Genomic DNA, 17423 nt, shown 5'->3' on the forward strand with positions numbered 1-17423 from the left:
TAATAGTGTAAACCTATTAAAAATGAAAAAGGATGAACAGTCGTTCATCCTTTTTGCCCCAAATCTACCATAAACTTAACCTACTTATGTTATGGTGAGCCAAATATACGGGCTCTTCTATCGAAATTTCTAATTTTATGGATAAACGACCTATATATTAGTCTAAATGTGGAATTTTGATTGATTTTTTAATGCTGTTTCTGTTAAAAAAATCAATTTTCTTACACGCTTCACGTCTATAAAAGCGATTAATAAAAAAGGGTGAACGATTGTTCACCCTTTTTTGCCCCAAATCTACCATGAACTTAACCTACTTATGTTATGGTGATACTAAGTTATATTTAATTTAATGATTCTCACCAATAATCCGGTGAAATACAGTATAATACGATAAAACAATAATTTTATCGGATAAAACGCGTTTTAAGCGCTGTGCTTTAGTAAGCGCGTTTATTATTTCCTTCGTAAAAATTAATAAAAGCTCTGTTAACCACTCTATTACCTCCTGGTGTTGGGTAGTCGCCAGTAAAATACCAATCTCCTAAGTTATCCGGACATGCCTCATGAAGGTTATCTACTGGTTGAAAAATAACCTTAACCTCTGCTTTAGTATGTTCGTTACTTAATAATTCTGAAATCTTATTAGAAATCTGCTCATCTGTAAACTTCGCGTAAATCTCCTTTACATAGTTTACGATGTCTTTATCCTTATTATTAACTTGTTTAATACACTTATTATAAACTTCTTCTACTATATGGTATTGGTCGGTATCTTTTAATAAGGCTAGGGCTGCTTTAAAGGCCACTAAGGTTTCTAAATTAGCCATATCAATACCGTAACAATCAATATATCGGATTTGAGGAGCAGAAGAAACCACTACAATTTTCTTAGGGCTTAAACGGTCCATCATCTTAATGATACTCTTTTTTAGTGTTGTACCACGTACAATACTATCGTCTATAATCACTAAGTTATCATTAGGTTTTATAACGCCGTAAGTAACATCGTAAACGTGTGCTACTAAGTCATCTCTACTACTATCTTCAGTAATAAAGGTTCTTAGTTTAACGTCTTTAATGGCTATTTTCTCAATTCTTGGACGTTCTGATAAGATGTCGGTTACTGTTTCTGCAGACAATTTACCGTCACCGTCTAAGATCGATTTTGTTTTTTGTTCGTTGAGGTGATCTTCAACCGCTTCTATCATTCCAAAGAAAGACGTTTCAGCAGTATTAGGAATATAAGAAAATACACTGTTTTTAGTGTCGTTATCAATAGCCTCTAAAACCTTTGGCATTAATAAACGACCTAGTTTTTTTCGTTCCTGATAAATTTCAGCATCACTACCACGAGAAAAGTAAATGCGCTCAAAAGAACAAGCTTTACGCTCTAAAGGTTCTAATATTTTTTTAATCTGAGTAACGCCAGACTTCTTGGTAATTATAGCGTGTCCGGGTTGTAACTCTATAACCTTTTCAAAAGGCACGTTAAATACTGTTTGAATTACAGGACGTTCTGAAGCAACCACCACCACTTCATCATCTTTATAATAATACGCTGGTCTAATTCCTGAAGGATCTCTTAGTACAAAAGAGTCACCATGTCCTAATAAACCTGCCATAGCATAACCACCATCCCAGTTTTTAGCCGCTCGCTTAAGTATTTTACCAACTTTTAAACGCTCTGCAATAAGTGGCGAACATTCGTTTTTACTATAGCCTTCTTTTTTTAAATCTTTATATATTTTAGAAACAGCATCATCTAAGAAGTGCCCTATTTTTTCCATTACGGTAATGGTATCTGCTTTCTCTTTAGGGTGTTGTCCTATTTCTATAAGATTGTCAAAAAGCTCATTAACATTGGTCATGTTAAAGTTACCGGCAACAATAAGGTTACGGTGCATCCAGTTATTCTGTCTTAAAAACGGGTGTACACTCTCTACGCTATTTTTACCATAAGTACCATAACGAACGTGGCCTAATAAAACCTCACCAACGTAAGGGATTTTTCGTTTTTGCAAATCAACATCATCTTGATATTCTGGATTTTTAGTCAGCTCATCATTGATACGGGCATTAATCTGCGCAAAGATATCTTGTATGGGTTGCTGTGCATTAGAGCGCACACGACTAATATAACGCTCTCCAGGTTTGGTATCTAATTTTATACTTGCAAAACCAGCACCATCTTGTCCTCGGTTGTGCTGTTTTTCCATCATTAAATACATCTTATTTACACCATAAAAAGCACTGCCATACTTTTCTTTATAGTATTCTAAGGGTTTTAAAAGTCTAATAAGTGCAATACCGCACTCATGTTTTAATGCATCACTCATGATTGTTTGTCTGCAATTAGTTATATAATTTTGAAAATAAAAACGCGCTCATTTTAGAGCGCGCGGGTTTTTACGATAATTCGATATCAAATTGTGTTAGCGTCTTAAACTGCTCTAAGCGCTTATAAATTTCTTGGTCGCTAAGGTTCTCCATACGCGCTGTGCCAAATTTTTCAACACAGAAGGATGCTAATGTAGAGCCATAAATGACCGCTGTTTTCATGTTTTCAAAAGAGAAATCTCCTGTTTTGGCTAAATAGCCCGCAAAACCACCGGCAAAGGTATCTCCGGCCCCTGTAGGATCAAAAACTTCTTTTAATGGTAAAGCAGGTGCATAAAACACATTGTCGTCATGAAATAATAAGGCCCCGTGTTCGCCTTTTTTAATCACCACATATTTAGGTCCCATTTCATGGATTTTCTTTGCTGCAACCACTAAAGAATATTCCCCAGTTAATTGGCGGGCTTCTTCATCGTTAATGGTAATTACATCCACGTTTTTTATAACCGCAAGCAAATCATCTAAAGCGATATCCATCCAGAAATTCATGGTATCTAAAATAGCAAGCTTAGGCTTTTTAGTCATTTGGTTAAGAACGCCCTGTTGTACTAAAGGGTGTAAATTACCTAACATAACCACCTCTGCATCTTTATAAGAGTCAGGAACAATAGGGTTAAAATGTTCTAATACATTAAGCTCTGTAGCTAAAGTATCACGAGAATTCATATCATTATGGTACTTGCCACTCCAAAAGAAGGTTTTTCCCTCTTTTACAATTTCTATACCTTCAATATCAATGTTTTTATTGCTTAACAATTCTAAATAGTCTTGCGGAAAATCACCACCAACCACTGAAACTGCTGCGGCATCCACATTAAAATTAGAAGCTGATAAACCAATATAGGTTGCAGCACCACCAAGAATTTTATCGGTTTTACCAAATGGAGTTTCAATAGCGTCAAAGGCTACGGTTCCAACAATTACTAATTTGCTCATAAAAGAATTTTGAATTAAAGTGCAAATTTACGTAAAAATAATTCCTTGTGAAATAGGAAATTTTAGCCTTGTAAAGCCGGGTGTCGTTTTAAAGAAAACAACTAAGCCTACTTTAATCCTGGCCTATTATGAAGCTTAAAGGGGGGTAGGGCGCTTTGGTGTAGGCGTATCGTATAAAAAGAATGCATATCGCCGAGATTTTAAGACCAAAAAAAAGCCACAATAGTTAAATTATGGCTTTTCTTTTATACTTGTAAACGCTTTAACGTCTCACTAATAAATTATAATTTAGTTATACCGATATGGGTATAAGTACCTGATAAAGTAGTACTATTAATATCGTCATTTTTTAAATAGTATTTAATGTCTATAACATCTTCGGCGTTAAAATAATACTGAAATGTTCCAGTTACACCAAAATGATCTCCACTTGGAAGCGTAGCAACACCTCTAGAAAGGTAGGAAATACGAGAACCATTTAGAAAAACAGCAAGAATATATTTGTTGCTTCCTGTTTTTAAATTAGAAACAGACCAACTAGCGTTAATGATGTAACTACCCGGTTTTAGAATTTGAATTTTACCATCACTTATCACGGAAAAATAATCAGTGTTATTTTCTTGAATCTCACTAGTTGCACCTCCTACAGGTAAATTATAAAAAGTACCATTGCTTGAATCTATTTGTCCTGTGTTAGCACTGTACAGTGTTAGGGTAGGAGTTGCATCTGCTTCTGTTGATAAGTGACTCCATCCTGTTTCCTCTGAAATATAAACCTCAAGACTTTCTGTGTCGGTATTATATATGGTAAGGCCTACGGCTGGTGTTGCGATAAGATCACGATCTGCAGTTGACAGTCTAGGTAATAATAGACCTTTATCAGTACTCTGTAATTCTAAAATACTAGAGGCGTCTGGAGTTTCTGTACCAATACCTACTTGAGCAAAACACGTGCTTGTACATAATAAAAATGCACCTAAAATGGTAAAAATTGATTTCATTCTTCTATTTGGTTTACATGGATTTAGTGACAAATTAACATTAAAAAATGGGATTTATCAAATTTGTGGCTTTTTAAATTTTTAAAAATAGTTAGGCTAAGAGGCTGTAAGTAGATTTGTATTAAAACGATAAGGTGCTTTTTTTAGATTGTAATACTTTACTTTCATTATAAGGGTTGGAGGTCGTCAGTCTTTTTTTTAATGACTTAAAGTCTTAAATCTTTAAAAAAAAGACCTTTAAGAGCTTGTAAATCTTAACGTTTTAAAGACGGCCATAACGTAGGGTTTGCTAAATTATTTTACAATTATCTTGAATTATATAAATTATTGCCGTTTCTTGCATACTTACTTAATTAAATGATGATTAACATGAAATCGACTTGTATTGCTTTAATATCAATGTTTTGTATAAATCTTGGTGCTCAAGATTTTGAAAAGACCATGACGGTAAGTCCGGGGACCTCTATGCGTATAGAGACAGGAACTGTTTTTGGTGCTGATACCTTAACTTTAAAATCAAGCTCAAGTAAATTTGCAACGGTTTTAACTGATGTTGATGGTTTAACGTCTGGAGCTGTTGTTAATTACGATAGGTATGTTAATGTTGTAGGGCAAACTTCAGTGAATGGAGGAAACGATTTAGTGGCTTTACCTTTAAAAGATGGTGCTGCTACTTTTGCTGATTTTTTAACCTATAGTGATGATGGGGGAACAACCACTAATGCAGATTACATGGTAACTTCGCCATCGATCCCGACCTTATATGCTTTTGGCCCTTTTGATACAGCAAATTACACCTATATTAATTATGATTCTAGTTCAGATGGAGCTGTAGAGTTACTAAGAGGTAAAGGGTATAGAGCTGCAACCCCTTCTGGGAGAACCTTAAGATTTACAGGAAGTATTACGACGAATATTGAAGATACGCCTATTATTACAGGAACTTACTCTAGATGGAATTTAATAGGAAATCCTTATCCTACTTATTTAGATTCGGAAGCATTTTTAACGGCAAATAGCGAGGAATTAGATCCAGATGCTTTGGCTATTTATGGTTATAATAGTGGAACCAACGCAAGTAGTGTTGGGACCATAGGAAACTATACCATTATAAATTATAATACCAATACGGACTTAAATATTGCTCCAGGGCAAGGATTCTATGTGGCAAATGACCCTAGTGTATCTAGTAATACCGTTACCTTTTCTCCTGCAATGCGCCTTTTTAATGGTGGAGATGATTTTATAGCAGGTAGAGATGCTAATAATCAAATGTTACGTTTAAAGGTGGCACAAGCTAACGCTGATTTTGCTACCGAGTTTTATTTTAATGATAATTCTACCCAGGCTTTAGATCCGGGTTATGATGCAAAACTATTTGGGGCATCTTCTCTAGGGTTCTCATTGTATTCGCATTTGGTTGCAGATAACCAAGGCACAGCAATGGCTATTCAAAGTTTAGGATCTTCAGATCTTAGTTCTGTAGTTATTCCTTTAGGATTAAAAGCAGGAGAAGGGCAACAGATAACCTTCAGTATTGAGAATTCTACCTTGGCCTCTGACGTTTCAGTATATTTAGAAGATACAGTAGCCAACACCGTGACCTTATTAAACAATACAGACTATACCTTTACAACAAATTCAGCTATTTCTGGTACAGGACGTTTTTATCTAAATATTGGTAATGCAACCTTATCTCAAGTTGATGATGAGTTGAATAACTTAAATTTATATGCAGCTCAGAAAACGATTGTGGTTACAGGACAACTTGTAGAAGCAACAGAAATGACTGTTTACGATACTTTAGGACGTAAAGTGATGTTCTCTACCTTAGAGACCGGATCTAACGCTAATGAAGTAGACGCTTCGCAATTAACGGCAGGTATTTATATTGTAACATTAGAAAACGCGACACAAGAGCTTTCTAAAAAGGTGATCCTAAAATAAGCAACACCATCATAGTATCATAAAAAGGGCTAACAATATTTTGTTAGCCCTTTTTATTTTTTAGATCAAAAGTGTCTTAAAAGATTTATGGTCCTTATTTTGGGCTATTTCCTCCCAAAATCTGCAGGTATTTCTCCCCAAGCCTTGGTTTCCCATTTTACTATGGTGGTCGTGTATTCGTTGGTTTTTAACCATTGTACGGCACGGTCTACCAAATCAAACACCGGTTTATTTTTAGCATTACGTTGTAGTTTTGTATTACAAGCTTTTTTGCGCACCCAGCTCATAGCCGTTCTAGAATCCGTATACATAATGCGTGTGCTATTGTGTTGCTTTAAAAAAGCCAAACCATGCACAAGCGCTAAAAACTCACCAATATTATTGGTGCCTTGCTCAAAAGGTCCTTGATGAAACAATTGTTTTTTAGTTTTCGTATCCACACCACGGTATTCCATAATTCCGGGGTTGCCACTAGAAGCAGCATCTACAGCAATGGAATTGTAATTGGGTTTTCCTATTTTTTTTAATTCGGCCTCAGAGAGTCCACTACTAAATGTTTTTTGCTTTCCTATAAAGTCAAAGTAGTTGCCTTCTAAAGCCTTTTCGGCTTCAGCTTGGGTAGGGAAGGATTTGTATTGTGCTCCGGGGAAATCTTTAATCTGCGTTTTACAAGCATTCCATGAGCTGTAAACCCCAGGTTTATGACCTTGCCAAACCGTGTAATATTTCTTTTTCTTTTTACTCATCTTTAGTTTCCGCGATAGCGGAAATCTTATTATTTAAGTTCTTTCTTTAAAAGTTGATCCACCACCTTAGGAAAATGTTCCATCTCTAAGCCGTGAATTTTTTGCGCAACATCATCTGCGGTATCTGAGGCTGAAACTGCACATTTGGCTTGAAAAATTAAGGCGCCTTCATCATAGTTTTCGTTAACATAATGAATACTAATGCCGGTTTCGGCTTCTTTGTTTTCAACAATAGCGTTATGCACATGCATGCCATACATTCCTTTTCCGCCGTAATTAGGGAGTAAAGCAGGGTGAATATTAATCACTTTATTTTCAAACTCTTTCAGTATAAACTCAGGAAATTTCCAAAGAAATCCCGCTAATACAATAAGGTCGGGCTGCGTGGCTTTTAAAAGGTTTAAGACATCATTAGATTTAGAAAAGGCAATGCGGTTAAAAGATAAGGCGCTAACTTTTAAAGTTTTGCAACGCTCCAAAACTTTGGCATGAGGATTGTTGGTTAAGACCTGAATAACAGAGGCCGTATCGCTGTTTTGAAAGAACTTAATTAAATTTTCTGCATTAGATCCGCTACCGGAAGCAAAAATGACAATACGTTTCATCAGTAGATTTTATTTAAGATTAAGATGAAATGGAATTAACCCTTAAAAATTTACTAAAATGTTTAGCAAACTTTAGTTCAGTTCATTGCATTTACAGTTATATTTGTTTCAAATATTTAGAACAAAAAAAAGAATAATAATTTAATATTAGGGGTAAAAACCAAATACTTCAATCGATTTACATTAATTTATATGTACATTTTATTGGTAAAAGTGTTTTTTAAAATAAAGTTTTTTATTTTTGCCGTCTAATAAAACTTAAAATAAAAAAATTATGTCAGACATTGCATCAAGAGTAAAAGCGATTATCGTAGACAAGTTAGGTGTTGATGAAAACGAAGTTGTAACTGAAGCAAGCTTCACTAACGATTTAGGAGCGGATTCATTAGATACTGTTGAATTGATAATGGAATTCGAAAAGGAATTTGATATTCAAATCCCAGATGATCAAGCAGAAAATATAGCGACAGTTGGTCAAGCCGTTTCTTACATAGAAGCAGCAAAATAATAACTTTATTTTTATGGAATTAAAGCGAGTCGTTGTTACAGGTTTAGGTGCTCTTACACCCATAGGAAATACCAAAGATGAATATTGGGATGCTCTTATCAGTGGGAAGAGTGGTGCCGCTACTGTGACGCATTTTGATCCTGAAAAATTCAAAACTAAGTTCGCTTGTGAAATAAAAAACTTTAAAGTTACTGACTTTATTGATAGAAAGTTAGCAAAGCGAATGGATAAATTTTCGCAGTATGCGATGGTTGCTTCAGATGAAGCCATTGTAGACTCGAAATTAGATGTAGATTCATTAAACAAATTAAGAGTCGGTGTTATTTGGGGCGCTGGTATTGGTGGTTTAGAAACATTTCAAGATGAAGTGTTAAACTATGCTGCTGGTGACGGAACGCCACGATTTAATCCCTTCTTTATACCGAAAATGATTGCTGATATAGCACCTGGAAACATTTCTATTAAGTATGGTTTCATGGGGCCTAATTATACCACAGTCTCGGCTTGTGCGTCTTCAGCAAACTCAATGATCGATGCCTTAAACACCATTCGTTTAGGAACTTGTGATGTTGTGATTACTGGAGGTAGTGAAGCCGCAGTGACTATTGCTGGTATGGGTGGTTTTAATGCTATGCATGCCATGAGTACTCGAAATGATGATCCGCAATCGGCCTCTAGACCTTTTGACGCTAACCGTGATGGTTTTGTCTTAGGTGAAGGTGCTGGTGCTATTGTCTTAGAAGAGTATGAACATGCCAAAGCTAGAGGCGCTAAAATCTACGCCGAAGTACTTGGTGGAGGTTTGTCTTCAGATGCTTATCATATGACGGCACCACATCCAGATGGTATTGGTGTTGTTGCGGTAATGAAAAATTGTTTAGAGAACGCTGGTTTAAATCCCGAAGATGTAGATCATATCAATACGCACGGAACATCAACACCATTAGGTGATGTTGCGGAGCTAAAAGCTATATCTGAAGTATTTGGAAGCCACGCTAAAAACATCAATATTAACTCTACAAAATCTATGACAGGTCACTTGTTGGGTGCTGCCGGAGCTATTGAAGCGATTGCTTCTATTTTAGCTATGGAGCATGGTATTGTACCACCAACAATTAACCACGAAACGGTTGACGAAAACATAGATCCAGAGTTAAATTTGACACTCAATAAAGCTCAGAAACGAGACATTAAAGTCGCAATGAGTAATACCTTTGGATTTGGCGGACATAACGCCTGTGTATTATTCAAAAAATTAGATTAAATCCCGAATGAGCTTCATTCGTAACATATTAAATTCCCGCTCTCAAGAAGACGGGAATTTTTTTATTCAACTTAAGGATATTTTAGGCTTTAAACCCAAGTCTACAGCCATCTATATGACGGCTTTTACCCACCGTTCTATGAATATTAAGGACGATAAGGGAAATCCCATTAACTACGAACGTCTCGAGTTTGTAGGCGATGCTATTTTAGGCTCCGTAATAGCGGCATATTTGTTTCAAAAAGTTCCGCATGGCGATGAGGGTTACCTTACTAAAATGCGTTCTAAAGTAGTGAGTAGAGAGCATCTTAATAAACTAGGAGAAGAACTTGGACTGATTAACTTTGTAGAAAGTAAAATTCCGACCTCTAATTTTGGGAACAATATTCACGGTAATCTTTTTGAAGCTTTAGTCGGCGCTATTTATCTAGATCGTGGCTATAAGTTTTGCGAGAAATTTGTTTACAAGCGCGTTATTAATCCGCATGTAGATATTGAGGCCCTAGAAGGTAAAGTTATTAGCTATAAAGGCTTACTGATAGAGTGGTGCCAAAAAGAAAAGAACACCTTTAATTACGAAGTGTACGAAGATACGGGTAAAGATGAACTAAAGCATTTTTCTGTAAAGCTTAGTATTAATGAGAAGGTGGTGGCCAAAGCCCGTGCAACCTCTAAGAAAAAGGCGGAAGAAAAAGCCTCTAAACGTGCCTTTTTCGCTTTTCAAAAACAAATTACCAACCAAGGCTAATTGAAGATTATAAACGTGTTAGGATAACCTAAACGATAACGTTTTCGTAGATTATCACTGCTAATCTTAACCATTTCTTAAGCCAACTAAGCGTTTAATGTGGTATATTTGCCACTCAAAGTTATAATTGGATGGCTTTACACAAACTTCAAGTGGATGATTTTTACGATGATGCTTTTAAATTAATAGCTATTCATTGTAGATTAGAAGATTATCGACTAGCATATTTGCTTAACAAGCATTTAGGGCTGAGATTAGTGCGTAAGGATAAAGATATAGACTTCAGGTATTTGGAGGCTTCCTACAGTATTTTTGAATGGGATAATGACATAGAGTTTACGCTGTGGAATTTAATTTCAAACGTCTGTAAAAAAGAGGAAGACAGTCTATATAGTTCTGGGACATTGTTTGCGAACAACGAAAAAGTGCTCAAAACATTCCATTTAATTTCGGAATATAAAAAAGTAGATTTCTTTCTTAAGATTTCTGAAGATTCACACAGCGTGGATGACAAAGAGATTTTAAATAAATTGAAGGATATTCCACAAATCATAACAAGTTATACGGTAGATCCGTTAAATATAAAATCAAAAGACCATTTAATTTTTTGAATCGATGTCACACAAAAAAACAAAAATAGTAGCCACATTAGGACCCGCAACAAGCAACAAGGCTGTATTAAAAGCCATGCTAGATGAAGGTGCCAATGTGTTTAGAATTAACTTCTCTCATGCCGATTACGCAGATGTAGAAGAACGCATTAAAATGATTAGAGAGCTTAACGAAGAGTACGGCTATAACGCTTCAATCTTAGGAGACCTTCAAGGACCTAAGTTGCGTGTAGGGGTAATGAAGGGTGAAGTTATCGTTAATGAAGGCGACGAAATCATTTTTGCTACAGGAGAACGTTTTGAAGGGACAAAAGAGCGTGTTTACATGACTTATGAGCGTTTCCCTCAAGATGCTAAGCCAGGAGAGCGTATCTTATTAGATGATGGAAAATTAATTTTTGAAGTGGTTTCTACCGATATGAAATCTGAGGTGAAAGCCAAAGTTATTCAAGGAGGTCCATTAAAATCTAAGAAAGGGGTTAACCTTCCTAATACTAATATCTCTCAGCCTGCTTTAACAGAGAAGGATATTGAAGATGCTATTTTTGCCATTGGACAAGAGGTAGATTGGATTGCTTTATCTTTTGTGCGTCATGCCGAAGATTTAATGCAGCTTGAAAATTTAATTAACGAGCACAGTGAGCATAAAATTCCAATTATAGCGAAGATTGAAAAGCCTGAAGCTGTAGAGAATATTGATAAGATTGTTGCCTATTGTGATGGTTTAATGGTTGCTCGTGGTGATCTCGGTGTAGAGATTCCTGCAGAAGAAGTACCGTTAATTCAAAAGCAACTGGTATTACGTGCTAAGCGTGCTAGAATTCCTGTAATTATTGCCACGCAAATGATGGAGACTATGATTTCTAGTCTTACACCAACACGTGCAGAGGTAAATGATGTTGCCAATTCAGTAATGGATGGTGCAGATGCAGTAATGTTATCTGGAGAAACTTCAGTAGGGCAGTACCCTGTACAAGTGATCCGTCAGATGGCAAACATTATCCGCAGCGTAGAAGACTCTCCGTTAATTGAGGTACCACAATCGCCACCACATATTCGTACAAAACGTTATATCACCAAAGCGATTTGTTTTCACGCGGCTAACATGGCCAACGAAATTAATGCAAAAGCTATTTCTACCTTAACCAATAGTGGTTATACCGCCTTTCAAATTTCAGCATGGAGACCGTCAGCACATATTTTAGTCTTTACATCTAACCGTCGTATCTTAAATCAATTAAGTTTACTTTGGGGTGTTACAGCGTTCTACTACGATAAATTTGTAAGTACAGATGAAACGATTGAAGATGTAAACGCTATTGCTTGTAAAAAAGGCTATTTAGATGTTGGTGATATGCTTATTAGCTTAGCAGCGATGCCTATTCAAGAAAAAGGAATGGTAAACACGTTAAGAGTTACAGAGATTGAAAGCTGTAGCTTTTAATCCCAACACCTTATAATTGAAAACGATCCGTTTTTAAAAATAGAATCCCCTTTTAGGGGATTTTTTTTGCTTAAAACTTTAATTTTAGTTGCACACTAATGCTGCTGTTGTCTGCTTTGTCCTTCTTCGGAATTTTGGCATTGGTATTTAAGTTAGATAAGGAAATACCTAGCAGTCGTACTGAATTATTTAAGCGGTCTTGATACAATAAGTCTTTAGCGGTTTCAAGGATAAGAGCGGCTTCTTTTACGTAATAAGGAAGGGTTTTACTGCGTGTTTGTAGGGTGAAATCGCTATATTTTATTTTTAAAGTGATGGTTTTTCCTGAAACGTTATTTTTATGTAAGCGTTTGGAGACTTCTTCAGCAATAAGCTTTAATTTTTCAAGCATAAATATTTCTGAAGAAAGGTTTTCGCTAAAGGTCCGTTCTGCGGCTAAAGATTTTCTAATGCGATTGGGTTTTACCTCACTGGTATGGATGCCACGAACCACATCGTAATAATAGGCCCCAGATTTCCCAAAATGTGTTTTAAGGTAATCTAAAGATTTCGATTTTAAGTCCTTACCGGTAAAGATCCCTTTCTGATACATTTTTTCGGCCGTTACTTTCCCCACGCCATAAAATTTCCGAATGTCTAAAGCCTCTAAAAACGGAAGCACATCTTCTGGGTTTACGGTTTTTTGCCCATTAGGTTTATTATAATCGCTCGCTACTTTGGCAATAAACTTGTTAATGGAGATTCCTGCGGAAGCCGTTAAGCCCACTTCGTCATAAATACGTTGTCTTATGTCTTCTGCGATTAAAGAGGCGCTGTAAAGGCCTTTTTTGTTTTCTGTAACGTCTAAGTACGCCTCGTCGAGGGATAAGGGCTCAACCAAATCGGTATAGTCTAAAAAAATGGCTCTTATTTTGCTAGAAATGGATCTGTAACGCTCAAAATCGGTTTTAACGAAAATTAAATCAGGACAAAGCTTAAGGGCCAATCGGCCAGACATGGCGCTTTTTACCCCAAATTGTCGGGCTTCATAACTTGCCGCACTAATAACCCCTCGTGGGCCACCGCCACCTACAGCAATGGCTTTACCTTTAAGTTCAGGAGCATCTAATTGGGCTACCGACGCATAAAATGCATCCATATCCACATGAATTATCTTTCTTATTGGTAAATCGCTTAGCATACTGTAAATTTATGAAATCCTGTGGCTGCAGCGCGCCGTAAGGGGTGATTATCACAAATTAATAATTAACTTGTAAATTCAGAATATATAAAATGATAGAAATAGAACGGAAATTTCTTGTGAACTCCATGGCTTTTAAAGCTGAGGCTCATAAAAGTTACGCGATTAAGCAAGGGTTTTTAAATAGTGCTAAAGAACGGACGGTCCGTGTAAGGCTTAAAGACGAGGCTGGATTTTTAACGGTAAAAGGGCAATCTACAGCCAATGGTTTATCGCGTTTTGAATGGGAAAAATCGATTTCTACAGCGGAAGCGGAAGCCTTGTTAGCCCTATGTGAACCTGGAATTATAGATAAAGTCCGTTATGAAGTGACCTGTGGAAAGCATGTCTATGAAATAGATGAGTTTTTTGGTGATAATGAAGGTTTAGTGGTGGCAGAAGTAGAGTTAAATGCCGAAAATGAGTCCTATACCAAACCGGCTTGGTTGGGTAAAGAAGTGACTGGCGATTTAAAATATTACAATTCAATTTTAAGTAAAACCCCGTATAAATTATGGTCTATATAAAACGGTTCTTAACGGTTTCTGTTGTTTTAGGAACGTTGTGGTCTTGCAACGACGCGAAAAAAGAAGGCGATGCTACGCCGACGTTTCCTGTAGAGGAGATGCAAACTAAGCTTAAACCTATAGATAGTGTTCAGAGCACAACGCCAGAACCTGTATCTCAGGCGGCTTTAAAAGCTCAACTTATGGAGAAGGGGTATGAGGTGTTTGATTATGTAGATGCCAAAACTCAGGATACCATTTTGATGCAAAAGTATTTTATGGCGTTTTTAAAGGAAGGACCAATTAGAAATCAGAATGAAGAAGAAGCTGCGCTTTTACAAAAAGCCCATTTAGCGCATTTAGGGAAGATGTATGATTTAGGCTATGCCGATATTTCAGGACCCTTTGATGATGATGGGGCCATAAGAGGGATTACCATTTATAATGTGCCTACAAAACAGATGGCGGATAGTTTGGCACAGGCTGATCCTATGGTGCAATCTGGTCGGTTAAAGATTGAAATGCATCCGTGGTGGGCCGCCAAAGGTTACCGCTTACGTTAAAAACAATACAACATAAAAAAAGCTCTGAACAACTGTTCAGAGCTTTTTTATAAGTAAAATTCAATGGATTTTAGTTTTCTACCGTTTCTGTAGTTACAATGATGAATTCAGAACGTCTGTTTTCAGCATGTTGTTCTTTAGTACATCCACCAGCACAATCTACTTTAGGTTCAGTTTCACCTTTACCTTCAGCAGTAATTCTAGAAGCATCAATACCTTTAGAAATTACATATTGTACAGTAGTCTTAGCTCTACGCTCAGAAAGATTAGCATTGTAAGACTCAGGACCTCTAACATCTGTATGCGACGTTGCTTTGATCTTCATTTCAGGATATTTGTTCATGATCTGAACTAATTTATCCAATTCAAAAGCGGCTTGTGCTGTAATATTAGATTTGTCGAAATCAAAATAGATAGGCGCTAAATCAATAGTTTCAGCTAAGATTAATTTTTCGATAGGATCTAAAGAAATCTGAACGTCGTTTTCTTCTTCGTTCGTTCCTTTAACTGTGACTTTTTTACTGTCAAAACCATCCATTACAACTTCAAGTTCTGTGTCTTCATCACATTCTACCATGAATTCAGCAACACCTTCTTGATTTGTTGTTTTAGAAAGAACTTTATTTCCTTCAGCATCAAATAACGCTACAGTAGCACCTGCAATTGGCTGACGTGTTTTGTCATCTAAAACCGTTGCAACAACTAAAACATCACAAAGAGGTTGTAGTTTTTTGAATTCGTAGATATCATCACTTCCTTGTCCACCTTCTCTATTAGAAGATACTAAACCTTCGTTTTTCTCTTCATCAATTCTGAAAGCAAAATCATCAGCATTACTGTTAATTGGAATCCCAACATTACGTACCGTTGCTAATTTTCCATCAACTTCTTTAGTGTAAAATACATCTAATCCACCTAAGCCTAAATGACCGTTAGAAGAGAAATAAAGGGTATTGTTACTGCTGATAAAAGGAAACATTTCTTGTGCTTCAGTGTTTACTTTCTGACCTAAATTAACAGGCTCTCCTACTGTACCATCTGCATTGATCTCTGCTTTGTAGATATCGTAGTTTCCGTAACCACCTGGCATGTTAGAAGAAAAGTAAAGTGTTTTTCCATCGGCACTTACAGAAGGGTTTTTTACAGAATAGTTTTCGCTGTTGATCGCTAAACTCTCAACAGTATCCCACTCGTCACCTAATTTAGTCGCTTTAAATAAGTATACCTGGCTGAATCTAGCACTGCTGATAGAATCTTTTTGGTAGTCTTTTTCAAAATAACTCTCTCTAGAAAAATACATGGTTTTTCCATCTGGAGTAAAAGACACTAAACCTTCATGGTATTTAGTGTTTAATTTACCTTCAGCTAAAGTTGCTGCTTGAGAGGTACCATCTGTATTTTTAGTTACCGTATAGATATCTAAAAACGGTTGCTCGTTCCATCCGTAAGTTTTACGGCTATCATTACGACCAGAGGTAATGTATAATTTACCATCGTGCATGGTCCCTCCAAAATCAGATTGCTCTGAGTTGTAATCTGCATTTTGAACGTTGAACTTTTTACCTTGTTCTAAGATCTTAGGAAGGTAATCTGGGTTTGCTCTAAATGCGGTAGCTCTGTTATCTGATGGTCGCATAGATGCAAATTTCTCCATCTGTGCATTTGATTCTTCATACTTCCCATTAGCCTTAAGCATCTGAGAGTATTTAAACACCATTTCTGGGTCTGTTGAAGTTTCTAAAGCTTTGGCATAGTAGCGTTCTGCTTCTACCGTATTAAAAATGTTATAGTAGCTTTCTGCTAATTGTCCGTAAACATAGCTGTCTGCTTTTCCTTTTTCTACAAGCTTATTATAATCTTCTACGGCTTCTACAAACTCGTAACGATCAAAATGCTTGTCTGCTTTTTTTGTGTCTTTGTTTTGAGCCGTTAAGCAAAAGCCACTCAACAACGCAGTAAATAATAAGTTATTAATGTTTTTCATAATTGTTTTTAGCTTAGCTGATTAAAAGTATCTAGGAGAACGTGAAACGCGTTTTGGGAAATTAAGATCAAATAATAACATAATTTCGTGAGATGCTGGGGCGTAATCCTTGATGTCTGAAGATACAGCATCGTAAGCATATCCAATTCTTACCGAAGGTGTGATTGCAAAATTGATTAATCCAGAGAATGAATCATCTAAACGGTAAGACGCTCCAATTTCTAATTTCTTATAGAACCTAGCGTTTAAGTTTACATCAAAAGATGTTGGGGCATCAAAAGCCGACTTAAACATTACCGATGGTTTTAACTCGGTATTAGGTGAAAGGTCAAATACATAACCCCCTGTTAAGAAATAGTGTTGTGTTTCTGATCCTATTTTACGACCATCATTATCTAAGTGAACTGATGATAATAAGTTTGGTGCAGAAAACGATACGTAATATTTATCGGTGTAGTAAAAGAACCCCGCTCCAATATTAGGCGTAGTTGTATTGACATCCTGAGAGAAAAAATCATCTGTAGGATCTACAACATCTAATCCTGTTAAACCGATATCATGAAATGTAGCTCCAGCTTTTACACCAAAGGCAAGGCGGTGTTCACCGCCAAGCTTTAGAGTGTATGAAAGATCTACGTAAGCATTGGTTTCATTCACAGGGCCAATGTGATCTGAAATAACAGAGGCACCTAGTCCTAAATTGCTACCAATTGGAGCGTGACCGAAAAACGTTCCTGTTTCCGGTCCTCCATCAATTTTAGTCCATTGATTTCTGTACAATAATCCGAAAGACAGGTTGTCTTTCGACCCTGCATAGGCCGGGTTGATTATGTTCATATTATACATGTACTGTGTGTACTGAGGATCTTGTTGTCCGTGCATTTTAAATGCCAATAGCAAGATCGCTATAATAGTGAGTTTTTTCATTATAAGTTGTAGTTGAT

The 17423-nt window shown here is 36.5% G+C and carries 16 protein-coding genes; 8 read left to right on the forward strand and 8 right to left on the reverse strand.

What is annotated here, in order from left to right; translation table 11 throughout:
* Positions 1-437: 437 nt before the first annotated feature.
* From ACFQ13_RS14380 to ACFQ13_RS14390, 3 genes are all read right to left on the reverse strand, one after another.
* Positions 438-2336 (reverse strand): amidophosphoribosyltransferase, encoded by a 1899-nt coding sequence (locus tag ACFQ13_RS14380; RefSeq protein WP_386118524.1) that lies wholly within the window; start codon positions 2334-2336, stop codon positions 438-440.
* Positions 2337-2406: 70 nt separating this feature from the next.
* Positions 2407-3333 carry a PfkB family carbohydrate kinase gene (locus ACFQ13_RS14385; protein ID WP_386118526.1) on the reverse strand — a complete coding sequence of 309 codons (927 nt, stop codon included), beginning with the start codon at positions 3331-3333 and terminating at the stop codon, positions 2407-2409.
* A gap of 281 nt (positions 3334-3614) precedes the next feature.
* The gene (locus tag ACFQ13_RS14390; protein ID WP_386118529.1) at positions 3615-4334 is read right to left on the reverse strand and encodes a hypothetical protein; all 720 of its coding nucleotides are present in this window, start codon (positions 4332-4334) and stop codon (positions 3615-3617) included.
* 369 nt (positions 4335-4703) lie between these two features.
* Between ACFQ13_RS14390 and ACFQ13_RS14395 the strand changes: the two genes are divergently transcribed.
* Positions 4704-6281: a T9SS type A sorting domain-containing protein gene (locus ACFQ13_RS14395; protein ID WP_386118531.1), complete on the forward strand. Its 1578-nt coding sequence runs from the start codon at positions 4704-4706 to the stop codon at positions 6279-6281.
* A 104-nt stretch (positions 6282-6385) separates the two neighbouring features.
* On the opposite strand, the gene ACFQ13_RS14400 is transcribed toward ACFQ13_RS14395, so the two are convergent.
* Both ACFQ13_RS14400 and purN read right to left on the reverse strand, forming a co-directional pair.
* Positions 6386-7027: a ribonuclease H1 domain-containing protein gene (locus ACFQ13_RS14400; RefSeq protein WP_386118533.1), complete on the reverse strand. Its 642-nt coding sequence runs from the start codon at positions 7025-7027 to the stop codon at positions 6386-6388.
* Positions 7028-7056: 29 nt separating this feature from the next.
* Positions 7057-7632, reverse strand: a complete 576-nt coding sequence (gene purN / locus ACFQ13_RS14405; RefSeq protein ID WP_386118536.1) for a phosphoribosylglycinamide formyltransferase — start codon at positions 7630-7632, stop codon at positions 7057-7059.
* Positions 7633-7906: 274 nt separating this feature from the next.
* Between purN and ACFQ13_RS14410 the strand changes: the two genes are divergently transcribed.
* From ACFQ13_RS14410 to pyk, 5 genes are all read left to right on the forward strand, one after another.
* Complete coding sequence (locus tag ACFQ13_RS14410; RefSeq protein WP_013869581.1) at positions 7907-8140, forward strand: acyl carrier protein; 234 nt, start codon at positions 7907-7909, stop codon at positions 8138-8140.
* 13 nt (positions 8141-8153) lie between these two features.
* A complete protein-coding gene (fabF, locus tag ACFQ13_RS14415) occupies positions 8154-9404 on the forward strand; it encodes a beta-ketoacyl-ACP synthase II (RefSeq protein WP_114308206.1) in 1251 nt (416 codons plus the stop codon).
* A gap of 7 nt (positions 9405-9411) precedes the next feature.
* Positions 9412-10152, forward strand: coding sequence for a ribonuclease III (rnc, locus tag ACFQ13_RS14420; protein ID WP_386118540.1), 741 nt, complete (start codon positions 9412-9414; stop codon positions 10150-10152).
* Positions 10153-10283: 131 nt separating this feature from the next.
* Positions 10284-10763 (forward strand): IPExxxVDY family protein, encoded by a 480-nt coding sequence (locus ACFQ13_RS14425; RefSeq protein ID WP_114308208.1) that lies wholly within the window; start codon positions 10284-10286, stop codon positions 10761-10763.
* Positions 10764-10767: 4 nt separating this feature from the next.
* On the forward strand, positions 10768-12207 hold the full coding sequence (gene pyk / locus ACFQ13_RS14430) for a pyruvate kinase (protein ID WP_386118542.1): 1440 nt from the start codon (positions 10768-10770) through the stop codon (positions 12205-12207).
* Between the two features lie 70 nt (positions 12208-12277).
* Here the strand turns inward: pyk and dinB are convergent, their stop codons facing one another.
* The gene (gene dinB / locus ACFQ13_RS14435) at positions 12278-13387 is read right to left on the reverse strand and encodes a DNA polymerase IV (protein ID WP_386118545.1); all 1110 of its coding nucleotides are present in this window, start codon (positions 13385-13387) and stop codon (positions 12278-12280) included.
* Positions 13388-13479: 92 nt separating this feature from the next.
* Between dinB and ACFQ13_RS14440 the strand changes: the two genes are divergently transcribed.
* Complete coding sequence (locus ACFQ13_RS14440; RefSeq protein ID WP_386118548.1) at positions 13480-13953, forward strand: CYTH domain-containing protein; 474 nt, start codon at positions 13480-13482, stop codon at positions 13951-13953.
* A complete protein-coding gene (locus tag ACFQ13_RS14445; RefSeq protein ID WP_386118550.1) occupies positions 13941-14495 on the forward strand; it encodes a YciI family protein in 555 nt (184 codons plus the stop codon). The genes ACFQ13_RS14440 and ACFQ13_RS14445 overlap by 13 nt, the downstream gene beginning before the upstream one ends.
* 70 nt (positions 14496-14565) lie before the next feature.
* Here the strand turns inward: ACFQ13_RS14445 and ACFQ13_RS14450 are convergent, their stop codons facing one another.
* On the reverse strand, positions 14566-16479 hold the full coding sequence (locus tag ACFQ13_RS14450) for an OmpA family protein (RefSeq protein WP_386118552.1): 1914 nt from the start codon (positions 16477-16479) through the stop codon (positions 14566-14568).
* Positions 16480-16500: 21 nt separating this feature from the next.
* Positions 16501-17406, reverse strand: coding sequence for a PorP/SprF family type IX secretion system membrane protein (locus ACFQ13_RS14455; protein ID WP_386118554.1), 906 nt, complete (start codon positions 17404-17406; stop codon positions 16501-16503).
* Positions 17407-17423: the final 17 nt, after the last annotated feature.

This window comes from Winogradskyella rapida (assembly GCF_042675845.1).
Taxonomy (GTDB): Bacteria; Bacteroidota; Bacteroidia; order Flavobacteriales; family Flavobacteriaceae; genus Winogradskyella; species Winogradskyella rapida.

Coding starts and splice junctions, on each gene's coding strand:
- ACFQ13_RS14380 (WP_386118524.1), bottom strand. CDS start 2,336: ATGAGTGATGCATTAAAACATGAGTGCGGTATTGCACTTATTAGACTT.
- ACFQ13_RS14385 (WP_386118526.1), bottom strand. CDS start 3,333: ATGAGCAAATTAGTAATTGTTGGAACCGTAGCCTTTGACGCTATTGAA.
- ACFQ13_RS14390 (WP_386118529.1), bottom strand. CDS start 4,334: ATGAAATCAATTTTTACCATTTTAGGTGCATTTTTATTATGTACAAGC.
- ACFQ13_RS14395 (WP_386118531.1), top strand. CDS start 4,704: ATGAAATCGACTTGTATTGCTTTAATATCAATGTTTTGTATAAATCTT.
- ACFQ13_RS14400 (WP_386118533.1), bottom strand. CDS start 7,027: ATGAGTAAAAAGAAAAAGAAATATTACACGGTTTGGCAAGGTCATAAA.
- purN (WP_386118536.1), bottom strand. CDS start 7,632: ATGAAACGTATTGTCATTTTTGCTTCCGGTAGCGGATCTAATGCAGAA.
- ACFQ13_RS14410 (WP_013869581.1), top strand. CDS start 7,907: ATGTCAGACATTGCATCAAGAGTAAAAGCGATTATCGTAGACAAGTTA.
- fabF (WP_114308206.1), top strand. CDS start 8,154: ATGGAATTAAAGCGAGTCGTTGTTACAGGTTTAGGTGCTCTTACACCC.
- rnc (WP_386118540.1), top strand. CDS start 9,412: ATGAGCTTCATTCGTAACATATTAAATTCCCGCTCTCAAGAAGACGGG.
- ACFQ13_RS14425 (WP_114308208.1), top strand. CDS start 10,284: ATGGCTTTACACAAACTTCAAGTGGATGATTTTTACGATGATGCTTTT.
- pyk (WP_386118542.1), top strand. CDS start 10,768: ATGTCACACAAAAAAACAAAAATAGTAGCCACATTAGGACCCGCAACA.
- dinB (WP_386118545.1), bottom strand. CDS start 13,387: ATGCTAAGCGATTTACCAATAAGAAAGATAATTCATGTGGATATGGAT.
- ACFQ13_RS14440 (WP_386118548.1), top strand. CDS start 13,480: ATGATAGAAATAGAACGGAAATTTCTTGTGAACTCCATGGCTTTTAAA.
- ACFQ13_RS14445 (WP_386118550.1), top strand. CDS start 13,941: ATGGTCTATATAAAACGGTTCTTAACGGTTTCTGTTGTTTTAGGAACG.
- ACFQ13_RS14450 (WP_386118552.1), bottom strand. CDS start 16,479: ATGAAAAACATTAATAACTTATTATTTACTGCGTTGTTGAGTGGCTTT.
- ACFQ13_RS14455 (WP_386118554.1), bottom strand. CDS start 17,406: ATGAAAAAACTCACTATTATAGCGATCTTGCTATTGGCATTTAAAATG.